15 protein-coding genes are annotated in these 16912 nt (G+C 40.9%); 10 read left to right on the top strand and 5 right to left on the bottom strand.

Translation table 11 applies throughout. The features are described from left to right. The first annotated feature begins 1 nt into the window (after position 1). The 3 genes from proC (at position 2) to HII17_RS05845 (ending at position 1967) form a co-directional block, all read left to right on the top strand. Positions 2-811 carry a pyrroline-5-carboxylate reductase gene (proC, locus tag HII17_RS05855; protein ID WP_169074426.1) on the top strand — a complete coding sequence of 270 codons (810 nt, stop codon included), beginning with the start codon at positions 2-4 and terminating at the stop codon, positions 809-811. Positions 812-907: 96 nt separating this feature from the next. Further along, a complete protein-coding gene (locus HII17_RS05850; protein ID WP_169074425.1) occupies positions 908-1456 on the top strand; it encodes a YggT family protein in 549 nt (182 codons plus the stop codon). A 58-nt stretch (positions 1457-1514) separates the two neighbouring features. Beyond that, a complete protein-coding gene (locus tag HII17_RS05845; protein WP_235938661.1) occupies positions 1515-1967 on the top strand; it encodes a DUF4426 domain-containing protein in 453 nt (150 codons plus the stop codon). 498 nt (positions 1968-2465) lie between these two features. Here the strand turns inward: HII17_RS05845 and HII17_RS05835 are convergent, their stop codons facing one another. Then, positions 2466-3386: an EamA family transporter gene (locus tag HII17_RS05835; RefSeq protein ID WP_169074423.1), complete on the bottom strand. Its 921-nt coding sequence runs from the start codon at positions 3384-3386 to the stop codon at positions 2466-2468. Positions 3387-3566: 180 nt separating this feature from the next. Between HII17_RS05835 and HII17_RS05830 the strand changes: the two genes are divergently transcribed. The 5 genes from HII17_RS05830 to HII17_RS05810 all read left to right on the top strand — a co-directional run bounded on the left by HII17_RS05830 (position 3567) and on the right by HII17_RS05810 (position 8282). Then, positions 3567-4151, top strand: coding sequence for an XTP/dITP diphosphatase (locus tag HII17_RS05830; protein ID WP_169074422.1), 585 nt, complete (start codon positions 3567-3569; stop codon positions 4149-4151). Between the two features lie 14 nt (positions 4152-4165). After that, entirely contained in the window at positions 4166-5317 is a 1152-nt protein-coding gene (gene hemW / locus HII17_RS05825) for a radical SAM family heme chaperone HemW (RefSeq protein WP_169074421.1), read from the top strand. Between the two features lie 2 nt (positions 5318-5319). Next, positions 5320-5847 (top strand): tRNA adenosine(34) deaminase TadA, encoded by a 528-nt coding sequence (gene tadA, locus HII17_RS05820; RefSeq protein ID WP_169074420.1) that lies wholly within the window; start codon positions 5320-5322, stop codon positions 5845-5847. A 100-nt stretch (positions 5848-5947) separates the two neighbouring features. Next, on the top strand, positions 5948-6430 hold the full coding sequence (locus HII17_RS05815) for an arginine repressor (RefSeq protein WP_169074419.1): 483 nt from the start codon (positions 5948-5950) through the stop codon (positions 6428-6430). Positions 6431-6608: 178 nt separating this feature from the next. Then, the gene (locus tag HII17_RS05810; RefSeq protein ID WP_169074418.1) at positions 6609-8282 is read left to right on the top strand and encodes a YHYH protein; all 1674 of its coding nucleotides are present in this window, start codon (positions 6609-6611) and stop codon (positions 8280-8282) included. A 35-nt stretch (positions 8283-8317) separates the two neighbouring features. Here HII17_RS05810 and HII17_RS19185 read toward each other — a convergent pair whose 3' ends face one another. Beyond that, positions 8318-8440 carry a hypothetical protein gene (locus HII17_RS19185; RefSeq protein WP_268969134.1) on the bottom strand — a complete coding sequence of 41 codons (123 nt, stop codon included), beginning with the start codon at positions 8438-8440 and terminating at the stop codon, positions 8318-8320. A gap of 98 nt (positions 8441-8538) precedes the next feature. Next, positions 8539-9954: a membrane-bound lytic murein transglycosylase MltF gene (mltF, locus tag HII17_RS05805; RefSeq protein ID WP_169074417.1), complete on the bottom strand. Its 1416-nt coding sequence runs from the start codon at positions 9952-9954 to the stop codon at positions 8539-8541. A 216-nt stretch (positions 9955-10170) separates the two neighbouring features. Here mltF and purL point away from each other — a divergent pair, with 216 nt between their 5' ends. Beyond that, complete coding sequence (gene purL / locus HII17_RS05800; RefSeq protein WP_408033877.1) at positions 10171-14097, top strand: phosphoribosylformylglycinamidine synthase; 3927 nt, start codon at positions 10171-10173, stop codon at positions 14095-14097. 79 nt (positions 14098-14176) lie between these two features. Here the strand turns inward: purL and HII17_RS05795 are convergent, their stop codons facing one another. Next, positions 14177-15118 (bottom strand): tetratricopeptide repeat protein, encoded by a 942-nt coding sequence (locus HII17_RS05795; RefSeq protein ID WP_169074416.1) that lies wholly within the window; start codon positions 15116-15118, stop codon positions 14177-14179. A gap of 28 nt (positions 15119-15146) precedes the next feature. Next, the gene (locus HII17_RS05790; RefSeq protein ID WP_169074415.1) at positions 15147-15920 is read right to left on the bottom strand and encodes an alpha/beta fold hydrolase; all 774 of its coding nucleotides are present in this window, start codon (positions 15918-15920) and stop codon (positions 15147-15149) included. A 193-nt stretch (positions 15921-16113) separates the two neighbouring features. On the opposite strand from HII17_RS05790, the gene HII17_RS05785 reads away from it, so the two are divergent. Continuing rightward, positions 16114-16902, top strand: a complete 789-nt coding sequence (locus HII17_RS05785; RefSeq protein ID WP_169074414.1) for an SDR family oxidoreductase — start codon at positions 16114-16116, stop codon at positions 16900-16902. Positions 16903-16912 lie beyond the last annotated feature (10 nt).

Genomic DNA, 16912 nt, shown 5'->3' with positions numbered 1-16912 from the left:
TATGAATAAAGTAGCATTTATTGGCGCCGGCAATATGAACCGCGCCATAATCCTAGGCTTAATTAATAATGGCGTTAGCGCCAACGATATAACAGTATCGAATCCGTCGCCTGAAAAACGTGAAGCATTAGCTAAAGATTATGGCATCAAACAAACAGCCAACAACATTGACGCAGCAAAAGATGCTGACGTTATCGTATTAGGAGTTAAGCCTCACCTTATCGAATCGGTATGTAAAGAGTTAGCCTCTGCGTTGCCGGTTAACGAAAAGTGCTTTATCTCTGTAGCTGCTGGCACTACGATGGCACAAATTCAAGCGGCTTTAGGTGGTAACAAATCGGTTATTCGCTCAATGCCTAATACGCCATCACAACTAGGGTTGGGTGTTTCAGGTGCATTTGCTTCGCCACAAGTAACTCCAGCACAAAAAGCGTATGCCGATACTTTAATGAAAGCCACCGGTATTGTTAAATGGTTAGACGAAGAATCAGAAATAGACCACATCATTGCCGTTTCTGGATCGGGTCCTGCCTACTTTTTCTTATTTATGGAGTCAATGGCTGCTGAAGCAGTAAAGCTAGGTTTTAGTGAGCAAGAAGCACGACAGTTAGTACAACAAACAGCACTGGGCGCTGCAAACATGGTAGTAGAGAATGATATTTCGATAGCCAAACTACGAGAAAATGTCACCTCTAAAGGCGGTACAACACAAGCAGCGCTAAAAGCATTTACAGACGGTGGGCTACCTGAATTGGTTAGCACTGCGATGCAAGCAGCCATAGCTCGTGCCAAAGAAATGGCAAACAAATAAGCATTTATTAATAATATTTACAGTTTTTATCGATTAAGGCTCGATCATGTCGCTTAGCTCGCCTATGATTTAGCCGAATCAATTTAGGAGTACTCAATGGAAGCAATTAATTATTTGCTGAGGTTTTTCTTCGACGCAATCGTGATTGTGCTAATTCTTCGTGTCTGGCTACAACTTGTAAAAGCAGATTTTTATAACCCTCTTAGCCAATTTATCGTAAAAGTCAGCAACCCTTTGGTTATACCTTTTCGTCGTTTTATACCTGGTTTTGGCGGAATCGATATCGCAACCGTATTAATAGCGCTAATTTTCTCTACCCTAGAATTTATTGTGATCCCTGTTATTAACGGCGGTCCAGTCGATATTTTGGCAGCGGCATATTTCGGCTTATTAGCACTCGTAAAGCAAGTCGGTTTCTTGCTATTCATCATCATGCTGGTAATGGCTATTATGAGTTGGGTGGTACAAGGCTATAACCCTACTATGGTTATTTTCCAACAATTAACAGAGCCTTTCTTGCGCCCTATTCGTCGTATAGTTCCAGTGATTGGCGGCTTAGACCTTTCAATTTTAGTTGCATTTTTATTACTCAATGTGATTAACATTTTATTAGGTAGTGCTATTCCTTATTGGCACATGCTTTAAAGCGAATTTATTGATATTTACTATACTATGAATAAGTTCGCCAATTGAGGATAGAACGATGATGAAAGCCACCAAAGTATGGATAAGCGCAGCAATATTACTGTTGTTATTAGCTATTGTTAGTGCGCCACTTGCTAGCGCGCAAAATATGAAAACATTAGGCAACATGGATGTGCACTATATGGCCATTGGCGCAACATTTTTAACGCCTCAAGTTGCCAAGGCCTATGGCATTGAACGCAGTAAATATAATGCGTTGATCAATATTTCTGTACTAGACAACACTCAGCAAGGTAAACCAGCCAAAGCGGTATCTATTTCAGGAACTGCACTGAATTTAACGGGGCAATATAAACGTCTCGACTTTGAAGAAGTACGAGAAGGGCAAGCGATTTATTATTTAGCGCAGTTAAATTACCGTGATAAAGAAAAGGTTAAGTTTGAGTTGACGATCACAGATGGTTCAGAGACACATGAATTAGTGTTTGATCAAACGTTTTATGTTGACTGATTATTTATTTTTAGCACGAAATACTTTCGAGGCTGAATAAGCTTCCTCATTATATTGCGGCAGTGGCCGCAGCACCCAAAGGGCGGCGTATCGCGGTGCCGCCCTTTAGAATTCCTCCAACGCCCTGCTCAGCATAAAACTAAAAGAGAAATACGTAGAGACAAGCACTTGCTTTCAAACAAATTTAAACGAAACATCAACCTGTTAGGTAAATACCTGAATTGACTTTATTTAACCATGTATTGCCATCATGCGTGATGGCAAAAGCAATGTAATGTAAGGATGCACGTTCATTGCTGGTACATCGAGATTAAATAACAGCAATGAAGAAAAAGCATGTACTAGCTGCGCAATGGGCTTCCAAGGGGACAACGGCGCTAGCGTCCCTTGGGCTGCTGTCGCCACCGCGACAAAAGTAACTAACTCTACTTTAAAGTCACGATAATTTTATTGATTGTTGAAAGCAAAAAGAGACAAACTAGTCATTTCACAAGACCTTTATTTAACCCCTTTAACTAATTTACTTCTTATCATTCCGTCAAATTTACGAAACAACCATTGCCCTTTTACATTAATCACTAGCCCCAACATCACCACGACAATACCGAAAAATTGACCTGAAGAAATTTGTTCATCTAAGAAGAACATTGCACATAATAAACCAACAACAGGAACCGCCAGTGTAAGCGGAGCAACTTGTCCAGCAGGATAATGGGCGAGCAAATAGCTCCATAAGCTGTAGCCCAACATTGACGCAGCAATTGCTAAATAAAGTAAAACGCTTATGCCAATCCAGTTAAAATTGGCTATCGCCGAGACAATCGCTTCACTACCTTCGACAAAATAACTCGTTAAAGCAAACGGAATAATAGCAAACCACGACGACCAAACCACTAATCCAATGTCGGCTCGATAGCCTCGTTGATTGATCATTCGGTTAACAACATTACCAAAACCCCAAGAAACTGCTGAAGCAATCGTTAACGAAAAACCAAGTGCAGTCATATGAGTTGCTTGTTCACTACTACCTATAATGGCTAGGCCTATGCCAGCAACAATCATGGCTACTAATTGCGGTGCTTTAATGGCTTCTTTCAATACAAGAGCTGAGAAAATAATGGTGAATAACGCTTGGGATTGCAGCACTAATGAGGCCAAACCTGCTGGCATACCAAAAGCAATGGCAGAAAATAACAAGGCAAACTGACCAAAGCACAATGTACCGGCATAGAGTGCCATTAAATGCCACGGAATATTGGGTTTCTTAATAAAACAACAACCAATTAATGCCACAAAGATAAAGCGCCCTGCTCCCATCATTAGTGGCGGCATTTGCTCTACCCCCCAAGCAATAATGATAAAGTTAAACCCCCAAATAGAAACAATAATCAGTGCGAGTAAAGTATCTTTAAGTGACATTCGTTTTCCTTAACAGGTAGAGACTGCAGATAAATTAGCAATTTTTTCACCTAGTGGACATACACAGTTAATCAGAAATAAAACCACATTTTTGTATAGCGCTTGCAGCTACCTCTTAACGTATAATGGCGTTATAATGCGTGCAATTTCCTATTACACCACCCAAGAAGTAAGACATTCATGACAACCATCGTTTTAGCCACTGGTAATCAAGGTAAAGTAGCCGAATTAGCAAAGCTGCTTAGCGATCACAAAATAGATATTCTCCCACAGAGTCAATTTGATGTACCAGACGTGCCAGAAACGGGGACTACATTTGTTGAAAATGCCATTATTAAGGCAAGACACGCTGCCAAAATTACTGGCCTTCCTGCCATTGCTGACGATTCTGGATTAGAGGTAGATGCCTTAAATGGTGCGCCCGGCGTTATTTCAGCACGGTATTCAGGCATTGATGCAACAGATGCGCGTAATAATGAGAAATTATTAGCGGAACTTAATGATGTAGCATCACCAAAACGTAGTGCACGATTTCATTGTGTATTAGTGTATATGCGACATGCAGACGATCCAACTCCAATTATTTGTCACGGTGTATGGGAAGGCAGCATACTGACAGCAATTCGCGGTGAGCAAGGCTTTGGTTACGATCCATTGTTTTGGGTTGAATCGCACCAATGTAGCTCGGCAGAATTAACTCGCGAAGAGAAAAATAAGCTCAGTCATCGTGGCAAGGCTTTAGCTCAGCTAGTTAAACACTTTTAGTCGCAGAGACAAATATGAGTTTATTGGTTCAACAGCCGTTATCGCTTTATATCCATATTCCATGGTGTGTCCAAAAGTGTCCATATTGCGACTTTAATTCGCACAAGCTAAAAAATGACATCCCAGAAAAGGAATATGTCGCAGCGCTTATTCAAGATTTAGACGACGATATTAAACGCTTTAAGTTAACCAATAGAAAACTACACAGCATTTTTATTGGTGGTGGCACGCCAAGTTTATTCTCAGGTGCAGCAATAACTGACTTATTGGATCAAGTGTTTGCTCGCTTTGATAAAAAAGAAGATATTGAAGTTACGCTTGAAGCAAATCCTGGTACGGTAGAAGCAGATAAATTTGAGGCATTCGCTCAAGCTGGTGTTTCAAGATTGTCTATTGGTGTGCAAAGCTTTGAGTCAGATAAACTGATCAAGCTTGGTCGAATTCATGACAACGAACAAGCAATTCGCGCTGCGCAATTGGCCAAAACCTGTGGTGTAAAAAGCTTTAATTTAGACTTAATGCATGGCTTACCTAACCAAGGAATAGCAAACGCGTTAGATGACTTAAAACAAGCCATTGCACTTAAACCTGATCATTTATCTTGGTATCAACTTACTATTGAACCTAATACCGCATTTGGTTCAAAGCCGCCTAAATTACCAGAAGACGAAACCTTGTGGGATATTCAAGAACAAGGCATTAAGTTACTAAGTCGCGCAGGCTACCAGCAATATGAGATTTCAGCATATAGCCAGCCAAATGTTCAGAGCATGCATAACTTAAATTACTGGCGGTTTGGTGACTATTTAGGCATAGGTTGTGGCGCTCACGGCAAGCTCACGGATGTCGCAAACAACACAATTCACCGTACCGTAAAAGTAAAACACCCAAAAGGCTATTTAGAAAAAAACCGTGCAGCACTCTATCAAGTCAATTCGGTGACCGCACAAGAGTTACCTTTTGAATTTATGATGAATCAATTAAGGTTAAGAGAAGCTTTTCCTATCGAAAGGTTTGAGCACACAACAGGTTTACCGTTAGCAACGGTAGAAACTCAGTTACTACTCGCTAAAAATAAAGGGCTTTTGCACGCACATAACAATACATGGCAGGTAACGCCTTTAGGGCATAGATATCTAAACGACTTATTAGAGATGTTTTTGTAGCGATGAACGAAATTAACACATTAAGTCCAGAATTTTCAGCACTAGACCACAAGTTTATGTCTCGGGCAATAGAACTTGCTCAAATCGCTGAAAGCCACAATGAGATCCCGGTTGGCGCAGTGGTGGTTTATCACGGGGAAATCATCGGTGAAGGGTATAATCGCTCGATTATGGACAACGATCCTTCGGCGCACGCGGAAATGATGGCCATTCGCCAAGCAGGCAAAAATATAGCAAACTACCGGTTAATAGATTGCACCTTATATGTAACGTTAGAGCCATGCCCTATGTGTGCGGGACTGCTGGTACATAGCAGAATTGACAAGGTGATTTTCGCGACAAAGGATGAAAAAACAGGTGCTGCTGGCAGTGTTTTCAATTTAACGCAACATGAAAAACTAAATCATCAAATAAACGTTAATGAAGGCCTAATGCAAGCTGAATGCGCAACTATGTTATCTAATTTTTTTAAACGGCGTAGAAAAGAGATTAAAGCAGCAAAACAAGCCGCTAAACAAAACGCTAAGTAAACACTTAAGCAACAAGGCAATGACAAATAGAAATAGCTAGGTAAAATAAGCCAACACGTTTAACCTGTTCAATAGCCATTAAGCAAAGAAAACTAAAGTAATGACACAAAATAAGCAGAAAGAAGAACAAGAATTACTTCAAATTTTTAAATCCTTAATCAAACAAGGCACTTACCGTTCGCAAGAAGAATTAGCTTATGCACTTGCCGAACGTGGCTATGAAAACATATCACAATCTAAAGTATCGAGAATGCTAGCAAAACTCGGCGCGGTTAAAACTCGCAATAGCCAAAACGAAATTTGCTACAACCTGCCTGATGCGTTAATCGTGCCTAAAACTAAGCACCCTATCGAAACCATTGCCCTCGATTTAAAACACAATAATTATCAAATCATCTTAAAAACGGGAACTGGTGGTGCGCCTTTAATGGCAAGAGTGTTAGATTCACTTGAAGAATCTATTGGCATTTTAGGAACCATTGCTGGCGATGATACCGTACTCATTATTCCTGAAGACATCGACCAAATCGAACGCATTTCTCAAGCAATCATTGAAATGCTCGACATCCCAACTCAACGTTAATCTGCCATTAATTAAATTTTACTTATCTTTACCATAAAGATTAACCCGCTAATTTTATTAAGAAAATTAAGTAAAGATAAGTAAAGTAATGTGAAGAAGCCACTACTAGACTTTCTATTTAACTATTTACCAGCAACAATTAAGGCTGTTGTTTAATATAAAAGCTGTGTGGGATAGTATGCTTCTCTCTAAATCCATAAAAATTTTCAGTCTCTCTTCGATAACGTTAGTGTTAGTTGCTGGCTGTGGCGGCGGTTCTTCTTCATCATCGAATCAAAATACTGATAATGAAGCCGTTGTACCAACCAATAGTGCTCCCGTTGCCAATGCAGGAAGCGATCAAACAATCCAACTAGGTAGTGTACTCGAGTTATCTGCAAGCCAAAGCTCAGATGCAGATGGCGACACACTAACTATTGAGTGGTCACTTACCTCAGTGCCTGAAGGCAGCGTACTAACAATTGAAAATAACACACTAGAACAACTAAGCCTGTCGCCTGATATAATTGGTGACTATGTGTTTTCATTGACAGTAAATGACGGCACTGTTAATTCAGCACCTGATGAAGTTGTTATATCAGTGACCCCCGAAAGTACTAGCAATCAAGCTCCTGTCGCCAACGCTGGTGCGGCTCAAAACACGAATGTTGATGAAATAGTAAACCTTACTGCAGAAAATAGTTTTGATCCTGACGGCGATCCTTTGAGCTTTACTTGGACGGTAACCAGTAAACCAGATGGCAGTTTAGTCAAGTTTGATGGTGATGATTTTTCCCAACAAAATATTTCATTTACACCCGATGCCACCGGCGAATATTTATTGACGCTTGAAGTTAACGATGGCCTAGCAAGTAACACTGCCATGGTTACTGTTAATGCAAGCGCAAATAACCTCGATATTACCGACAAAATATTTGTAGAGCGTTCAACTAGCTGTAGTGAATATGTTGGTACTTATCAGTCAAATGTAGACGATATAAAGCGCGGTATTAGCTTTCATGGCAATGTTAGTATTAGCAGCAACAGCACAGAATGCACAATCGATATTAACCAAATACCTAATCACAGTTTCAATGATCAAAGTGCCGCATTCGCCACCAACGTCGGCGAAGTTATCGACAGTTATCGTATCAATATTGCGCCAGCATTTAGTGGAACTGATACAGCGCTTGAGCTTGGCGTAGCAGAAGCTGTCATGCTAAATGGTGTAACCTTAGACATATTACCTGCCGCTTGTTACGGCGTAGGTGACGAACCTTTAGGGCGAGAAAAGATTGGCTGTGGCCCAGATCAAAATGACAACCCATGGCGATATGATCCTATGTCTCCACTTAATACCTTTGGTACTGACAGTCACAATGCGCATACCCAGCCAAATGGTAAGTACCATTATCATGCAAACCCAGTCGCTATGTTTGCGCAAAACTGTGAAAATGCTGTCGCATCACCTGTAATCGGTTTCGCCGCCGATGGCTTCCCTATATATGGCAGTTGCTTTACTGATCCTAGTAGTGGTGAAATACGAAAAGCTGTCTCAAGCTATGCACTCAAAAATAATGGTGGTCCACGCGAAGAGGTCGTAGGTTATCAAACACCACAAGCTGGTGTTGGTTTAATTGCTAGTAATAATTACGATGGTCAATTCCGTGGTGACTGGGAGTATGTGCAAGGAACTGGCGATTTAGATCAATGTAACGGCATGACTGTAGATGGTAAATATGGTTACTACGTTACAAATACTTTTCCTTGGGTAATAAATTGCTTTAAAGGACAAATAAATAATAGTTTCGCGCGCTCAGAAGAATTGGAGCGGCGTTCACATAGCCATGCCGGTGAAACACATAGCCATTAGTTTTATCAGCATCCACAAACAAAAAAGCCTGAGGGCTATTGTTCCATCAGGCTTTGTTTGTAATACGCTGAACGTCTATTACTAATCTTTCGTTGCGTATCTCGTAGCATTCGTTTTCGTTGAATACTGAGTTGAATTCTGCGGCGATTAAGCGACATAAACAACCTCCTATCGGTTTATCAAAATAAATTCAGCGGCAGTATACCGAAGAATTATGACTATTTTATGACAAAACCTGACTAGGTAGTCAACAATATTACTCAGTCTCTACCACTTTATTTGTAACATTATTTTTACGCACCTTTTCATCGAAGTAAGACAATGTGTGATAATAGCGCCTAATATTCTCTACGTAATGCACAGGTTCGTCACCACGCGCGTAACCATACTTAACTGTTTTATAATACTTTTTTTGCTTTAACAGTGGTAAACGTGACTTAACATCAACCCACCTGTCTGCATCCCCACCTTGGCGTTGCGTAATAATTCTCGCGTCATTTACGTGGCCAAAACCGACGTTATAAGACGCAAGCGCAAACCACATTCGATCAGGAAACGGTATGCGATCTGGAATGCGATCGATTAGATTCTTAAAATATTTAGAACCGCCAGCAATACTTTGCTCAGGATCTAATCGACTCTTCACCCCCATTTGCTTGGCCGTAGGCAATGTCAGCATCATCAACCCTCTAACACCGGTTTGAGAACGGGCTTTAGGATTCCAATGAGACTCTTGATAACTAATTGCGGCCAACAATTTCCAATCAATATCTTCGCTATACTTTTCGAAAAGCGGTTGATATTTTGGCAGTTTATTATCAATGGCCGAAAGAAATGCATGTGTATCAACGTAATTAAACTTCTCAACATGGCCGTAATATTTGTCATCTAATGCTAACAAAGTACCGTCATGATGTACCTGCCCAAAAAACTCAATCAAACTTCCTAAAATAGAGTCGTCACTGTCTTTATTGACAATCCAAGCTAACGGCTCAGGCTTTTTAATTGTAAAACCAATACTGATATCAGGATAATATCGGCGATTTATCGCCAACACATGACTGTCGACAATAGTGTAGTCAATTTCACCTGCGAGTACTTTTAGCAATAATTCTTCGCTATCAAACTCACTACTTCCTTGCCAAGTCAACTCTGGGTTTTGTACAGCTAACTTTTCTAAATTTTCAGTATGACTCGAGTTAGCCGTTACCATTAACAAACCCGTTAAATCGGCTAATTTTCTAGGCCGTTTATTACCTTGCTTAAACACTAACTTTTGGCTAACACTGTCATAGCTCGGAGCAAATTCATACTGGTTCAAACGATTAGGTGTTACAGATAAACCAGCCGCGAGAAAGTCGACCTCTCCTGAATCTAAGCGCGGGAACAGCTCATCTAAGCTATAGCTGGGCAATATTTTCAGCTCAACACCTAATGAATCAGCATATTTTTGCGCTAATTCATATTCAAAACCAGCAGCACCGTCAGCGCCTAGGTAATATGAATTGGGTCCATAAAGAGTGCCAACAGCAACATAACCGCGAGACAAAATACGTTTTAAACTGGGATGGTCAGTTTCTTTTTTACAGCCAGAAATAGCAATAACAGCTACTACAAGCGATAGCTGAAAAAACTTGAACAATTGGTTGGTTTTTATAAATTTTATGTTCATACCAACTCATTGTGTCGCGAATTGATTTATAGATAAAGCACTTTTTTGTTAATACTCAGTGAATGAATTATTTCATCCATTAATTAGCAAATCTTTTGCTTATCAAAAGCGTCTCTTTCCACTATAATACGCGCGATTTTTACCCCATGCTTTTTACTGCTGAAAAACTTAACTTTCTGGTCAGTAAAAATAACTAATTTACTAGTGAGTAAACAAATGGCGATGTTGATCCAAACCCTTCGTGGCGCTCCGGCACTATCTGATTTTCGTATTCAAAAACTACTATCTCAGTGCAGTGACGCAGGCCTTCCTGTTAATGACATTTATGCAGAGTTTACCCACTTTGCACATTTATCTGCTGAACTTAACGCGGATGAATCAGACGTACTAGCTAAACTATTAACATACGGCCCAACCATTGAAGAACACGAACCAGCAGGTACTTTATTATTAGTGACGCCTCGCCCTGGTACTATTTCCCCTTGGTCTTCTAAGTCGACGGATATTGCTCACAACTGTGGTTTAGAAAAAGTTATCCGCTTAGAGCGCGGCATTGCTTACTACGTAACAGGCGATGCATTAACTCAAGCACAAGAAAAAGTATTGAACAATTTCATTCACGATCGAATGATGGAATCAATTTTCCCTGAATTTAATGACGCACAAGCATTATTTGCGACAGCCGAGCCAGGCGAATTTGGCTCAGTAGACGTATTAGCCGGTGGTCGCGACGCATTAGCTAAAGCGAATCTAGATTTAGGATTAGCATTAGCAGAAGATGAGATTACTTACTTAGCAGACAATTTTGCAAAATTAGGCCGTAACCCACACGACATTGAATTATATATGTTTGCTCAAGCAAACTCTGAACATTGTCGTCATAAAATATTCAATGCGGATTGGACTATCGATGGTGTTAAGCAAGAGAAATCGCTATTTAAAATGATCCGTAACACCCATGAAGTAAACCCAGACTACGTGTTATCTGCATACAAAGATAACGCAGCGGTAATGGTTGGTTCAGAAGGTGGACGTTTCTTCCCTAACCCAGAAACTAAAGAGTATGGCTACAATCACGAAAACATCCATATTCTAATGAAAGTAGAAACACACAACCACCCTACTGCTATTTCGCCATACCCTGGTGCAGCAACAGGTTCAGGTGGTGAAATTCGTGATGAAGGTGCAACAGGTGTTGGTTCGAAACCTAAAGCAGGTTTAACTGGTTTCTCTGTATCGAACTTACGTATTCCAGGCTTTGAACAGCCTTGGGAAACTGACTTCGGTAAGCCCGATAGAATTGTGACAGCACTTGATATCATGAAAGAAGGTCCGCTTGGTGGCGCAGCATTCAATAACGAATTTGGTCGTCCAGCTATCTTGGGTTACTTCCGTACTTATGAAGAGCAAGTAAACTCATTTAACGGTGTTGAAGTACGTGGTTACCATAAACCAATCATGATTGCTGGTGGCCTTGGTAACATTCGTGAAGAGCATGTACAAAAAGGCGAAATCAATGTTGGCGCCAACCTAATCGTTTTAGGTGGTCCAGCAATGAATATTGGCCTTGGCGGCGGTGCGGCTTCTTCTATGGCATCTGGTCAGTCTGCTGAAAACTTAGATTTTGCGTCAGTACAACGTGAAAACCCTGAAATGGAACGTCGTTGTCAGGAAGTTATCGACCGTTGTTGGCAACTAGGTGACGACAACCCAATTCTTTTTATTCATGATGTAGGTGCTGGTGGTTTATCAAATGCCTTCCCTGAACTTGTATCAGACGGTGGCCGTGGTGGTAACTTCGAACTGCGCAATGTACCAAACGACGAGCGTAGTATGGCGCCTCATGAAATTTGGTGTAACGAATCTCAAGAACGTTACGTAATGGCAGTTTCTGATGAACAGTTACCAATTTTTGAAGCAATTTGTCAACGTGAACGTGCACCATTTGCTGTCGTTGGTAAAGCAACTGAAGAAGAACACTTAACGGTTACTGATGCGCATTTTGAAGGTACCGATAAAGATACACCTATCGATTTACCATTAGATGTTTTACTAGGTAAAACACCTAAAATTATCAAAGACGTTACAACAGCCAAAGCTGAAGGCGACACGTTATCACTTGATAACATTAGCGTTGCCGACGCCGCTGATCGCTTACTGCGTTTACCGACAATCGCAGAAAAAACTTTCCTTATCACGATTGGTGACCGCTCAGTAACAGGTATGGTTGCTCGCGACCAAATGGTTGGCCCTTGGCAGGTTCCAGTAGCTGATTGTGGCGTAACTGCTGCATCACTTGATTCATATCACGGCGAAGCAATGTCAATGGGTGAACGTACACCGGTTGCCTTACTTAACTATGGCGCGTCTGCTCGTCTTGCCGTGGCAGAAGCATTAACAAATATCGCTGGCGCTGATATTGGTGACTTAAATCGCATTAAGCTTTCTGCAAACTGGATGTCACCAGCTGGTCACCCGGGTGAAGACGCGGGTCTTTACGAAGCAGTAAAAGCTGTAGGTGAAGAGCTTTGTCCAGAACTTGGCTTAACAATCCCGGTAGGTAAAGACTCAATGTCGATGAAAACCAAGTGGGAAGAAAATGGTGAAGATAAGGCGGTAACGGCGCCTATGTCATTAATCATTACCGCATTTGGTCGAGTTGAGGATATTCGCAAAACGGTAACTCCTCAACTTCGTACTGATATGGGTGACACTCGCATCGTAGCTATAGACCTTTCTGGCGGTAAAAATCGCTTAGGCGGTTCATGTTTAGCTCAAGTTTATAAGCAACTTGGTACTGAAACACCTGACGTAGACGAATCACACGTATTACGTGGCTTCTTTAATGCCATGCAAACACTTGTAGCAGAAGGCAAATTACTTGCTTATCACGATCGCAGTGACGGTGGTTTATTTACGACCATTACCGAAATGGCATTCGCGGGTCACACTGGTGTTACCGTTGACTTAAGTGTATTTGAAGGCTCAGATTTAGAAGTGCTATTCCACGAAGAGTTAGGTGCTGTTATTCAAATTCGTGAAGAAGATGTAGATGCAATTCACACCATTTTCTCAGAGTACGGTATTCTAGATTACTGTGCTGATGTTGCACGTATCAATGATACTGACATGATCACATTCACACGTAATGAAGATGTTGTATTAGAAAACTCACGTACATACTTCCGTACCGTGTGGGCTGAAACAACACTTAAAATGCAAGCAATGCGCGACAACCCAGAATGTGCACAAGAAGAGTTTGATGTTAAATTCGATACTGAAGATCCTGGCTTAAATGCAGAATTAACGTTCGACCTTAACGAAGATATTGTGGCAGATCTAATTGCTAAAGACGCACAAAACAATTCTCGTCCTAAAGTGGCAATCTTGCGTGAGCAAGGTGTTAATTCTCACGTAGAGATGGCGGCAGCATTTGATCGCGCAGGTTTTAATGCCATCGACGTTCATATGTCTGACATTTTGACTGGTCGTACTGATCTTGCAAATTTCCAAGGCTTAGTCGCTTGTGGCGGTTTCTCCTACGGTGATGTATTAGGTGCTGGTGAAGGATGGGCGAAATCAATATTATTTAATGCCAACGCTCGTGAAATGTTCAAAACATTCTTCCACCGTGAAGACACCTTCTCACTAGGTGTATGTAACGGTTGTCAGATGCTTTCAAACTTAAAAGAAATCATCCCAGGCAGTGAAGCATGGCCGCGATTCGTACAAAACGAATCAGAGCGCTTTGAAGCTCGTTTCTCATTAGTTGAAATTCAAGAAAGCCCGTCAATCTTTTTTAAAGGTATGGAAGGTTCACGCATGCCAATCGCGGTTTCTCACGGTGAAGGCCGCACGGAATTTACTTCAGACGAAGCAGTTGATGTCGCTAACGATTCAGGCACAGTGTCAATGCGTTACGTAAATAACTACGGTGACGTCACTGAAACATACCCAGCTAACCCGAACGGTTCACCAGATGGTATTACGTCATTAACTACTACAGATGGTCGTGTAACGATTATGATGCCGCACCCTGAGCGTGTATTCCGCACGGTTGCTAACTCATGGCACCCTGATGAGTGGTTAGAAGACTCTCCTTGGGTTCGTATGTTCCGCAACGCTCGTAAGTTTATTGGCTAAGCACCGGTTTATTAAACAACGTAATATAAAAAAGCCCGCTAATAGCGGGCTTTTTTATATTAGTGAATAGTCGCTTATTTTATTTAGTTTTTGCTTGGAGTAGTTTTTGCTCTAAAGCGTCGAACATATCGATATACGACTCAAACTCTGTATTACGATTTACTCGGTCAAAATAGCCCTGAGCATTGACCAAATCGTTCATTACTAACGACATTTCAGCTCGGCGATAATTAATCATATTCTGGTCGCTTGGCCCCATCGCATTTAACTGCTCCGCTAACTCAAAATAATGAAATGCCCGCTCATAATCTTCAAGTATTTGGTGAGCCCTAGCAACGTTATATAACGAAATGGCAGTTTGGTTATCATTACCCACTTCTTTGGCCCATTCTAGCGCTTGTAAACGATAACCTAAATGTTCCTGGAATTGCTTTAACCTTAACGCAAAGTGTCCAAGGTTTTCATAAAGCTCATGCTTGAACTTGGCCATTGGCCTATTTCGATATTTTTTTTCTAAAGGTATGAGCAAATCATACCCTTTTTGGTACTCTCCAATGTGGTTCAAACCATTTGCCACTTGCACAACTAACAGTGGATCAAAGGCTACACTGTTTACATCATTAATAGCGTCAAGCGCTTGATTCATATAGTTAGCGGCAATTGCATCACTGCCTTGGCTTGAAAGTATTTTCGCGTAATAAATAAGAACGCTAATTTTGAATTTTAAGGGGATGTCTTTACGCTCAACCCATGGTGAAACTTCGTTCGCAAGTTGCTCAAACTTAACTAATTGAAACAACGCATCAATTTGGTACATTTTATATTGAAACCAAATTCTACTTTCTGTTTTTTCGCTCGTTAAGTATTGACCAATAACTTCTAAACATTGTTGCGGTGACTTGGCACAGGTTGAATGAATATCTTGGTTCCCTTGGCCAAGAGAAGGAAATGCGGCGATAGCCAAAGACGCAAAAATAGCACCTTTACTCAATTTTTGTTTTAGCTGCCTTAGCTTATTCAATGCATATCCCTTAGTTTTTCTTTTTATTTCACTGGTGACAAATAAATTCACCTATTAAAGGTAGCACGATTTCACTATGACTAACAGGCGCCATATGACCAGCAGCAACTTGCTTGTGTTCAGCGGCAGGTAGACTCGCTATGATGTGCTTTGCTAAGTAGTGACTCAGATGCGGACTGAGCTTTCCTGTGATCATCAAACAAGGGGCTGTAATCGTTTTAAGATCAGAAAGTGTGTATTTTTCAGACATTAACCCTTTGAAATCTAGGTTTACTTTAGGCATGTCGGCTGCCATTAATGCTTTCATCTTATCGGGTAGGGCTTCGAAGAACCCTTCTTTGTTCCAAAAATCAGTAAAAACAGCTGCCGCTTTATACGTATCTTCAATATCAACATATTGTGCAAAATCACATGCTGCTTTTTGCTCTTCGCTACCTTCCGGTAATAAATGAAATGCTACCGGCTCGTATAAAGACATGCTTAGCACCTTCTCTGGTGCTTCAACAGCTATCTTAAGTGCAATAGCACCGCCACATGAGTGACCTACTAAGTGATATTGGCCATCACCAACAACATGCTCAATTGCTTGGTTAATTCGTTTAGCTTCGACAGAAAAGTCATAATTATTAACATCCTGTACTTTATCAGCAACACCATATCCTAAGATATCAATGTTGATACAAGTAAAATTAGATTCAAGTTGTTTTACCAATGGAAACCACTGGCGAGATGAACTTAACGAGCTATGTAAAAATATAATTGCTGGTCCAGTTCCTGAAACAAAAACACCTTTAGGTAACATTAAACACTCCACAATCTGACAGGGTGTCAAATAAATCAATCGCCCTATTATGCTAGGCTTTTGTTCATTGTCAAAATATATTTACTCATGCCTTTTATCTGATCATTAGAAATTGCTGACATTAAAAATTTTAATGTGATAAAACATCAGCACACTCAACCAAATAACTAATTAAGAATAAACAAGGGTTGTTATGAATATCGATTTAACCGGTAAAAAAGCCTTAGTATGTGGCAGTAGCCAAGGCATAGGTAAAGCGTGCGCAATTGAATTGGCATCTTTAGGTGCTGAAGTCACCTTATTTTCACGTAATGAAGAAAGCTTACAGGCTGTAAAAGCAGAATTGCCTTGCAAAGAAGGCCAGTCGCATAGTGTTTTAGTGGCGGATTTTAGCCAACCAGCTCAGGTAAAAACAGTTATTGAAAGCCATGTTAACCCAAGTAATGGTTTTGATATTTTAATCAATAATACCGGAGGCCCGGCTCCTGGCCCTGCCCATACAAGCGATGTGAGTAATTTCATTAATGCCTTTGAATTACACTTAGTGTCAAATCACCATTTAGTTCAAGCACTTTTGCCGCATATGAAAGCAACAGGCTATGGGCGAATTATCAACGTCATTTCTACATCAGTTAAACAACCAATACCTGGTTTAGGTGTATCGAATACCATCCGAGGTGCTGTAGCAAGTTGGGCTAAAACATTAGCGAATGAGTTGGGGCCATTTGGTATTACAGTGAATAATGTTTTACCAGGAGCTACTGCAACCGCGCGCTTAGATGCAATCATTGAAGGTAAAGCGAAGAAACAAAACATTTCACTTGCTCAAGCAACGGAAAATGAAAAGGCACAAATTCCAATGCGTCGCTTTGCTGACCCTGCTGAATTCGCTGCCGCTGCGGCATTCCTAGCGTCTCCAGCGGCCGGATATATCACAGGTATTAATTTACCGGTCGATGGCGGCCGTACGACCTGCTTATAACGGGCAAGCT

The organism is Thalassotalea algicola (assembly GCF_012932965.1).
Classification (GTDB): Bacteria; Pseudomonadota; Gammaproteobacteria; order Enterobacterales; family Alteromonadaceae; genus Thalassotalea_F; species Thalassotalea_F algicola.
The sequence above is the reverse complement of the archived record's forward strand: the minus strand, read 5'-3'. Positions and strand labels throughout refer to the sequence as shown.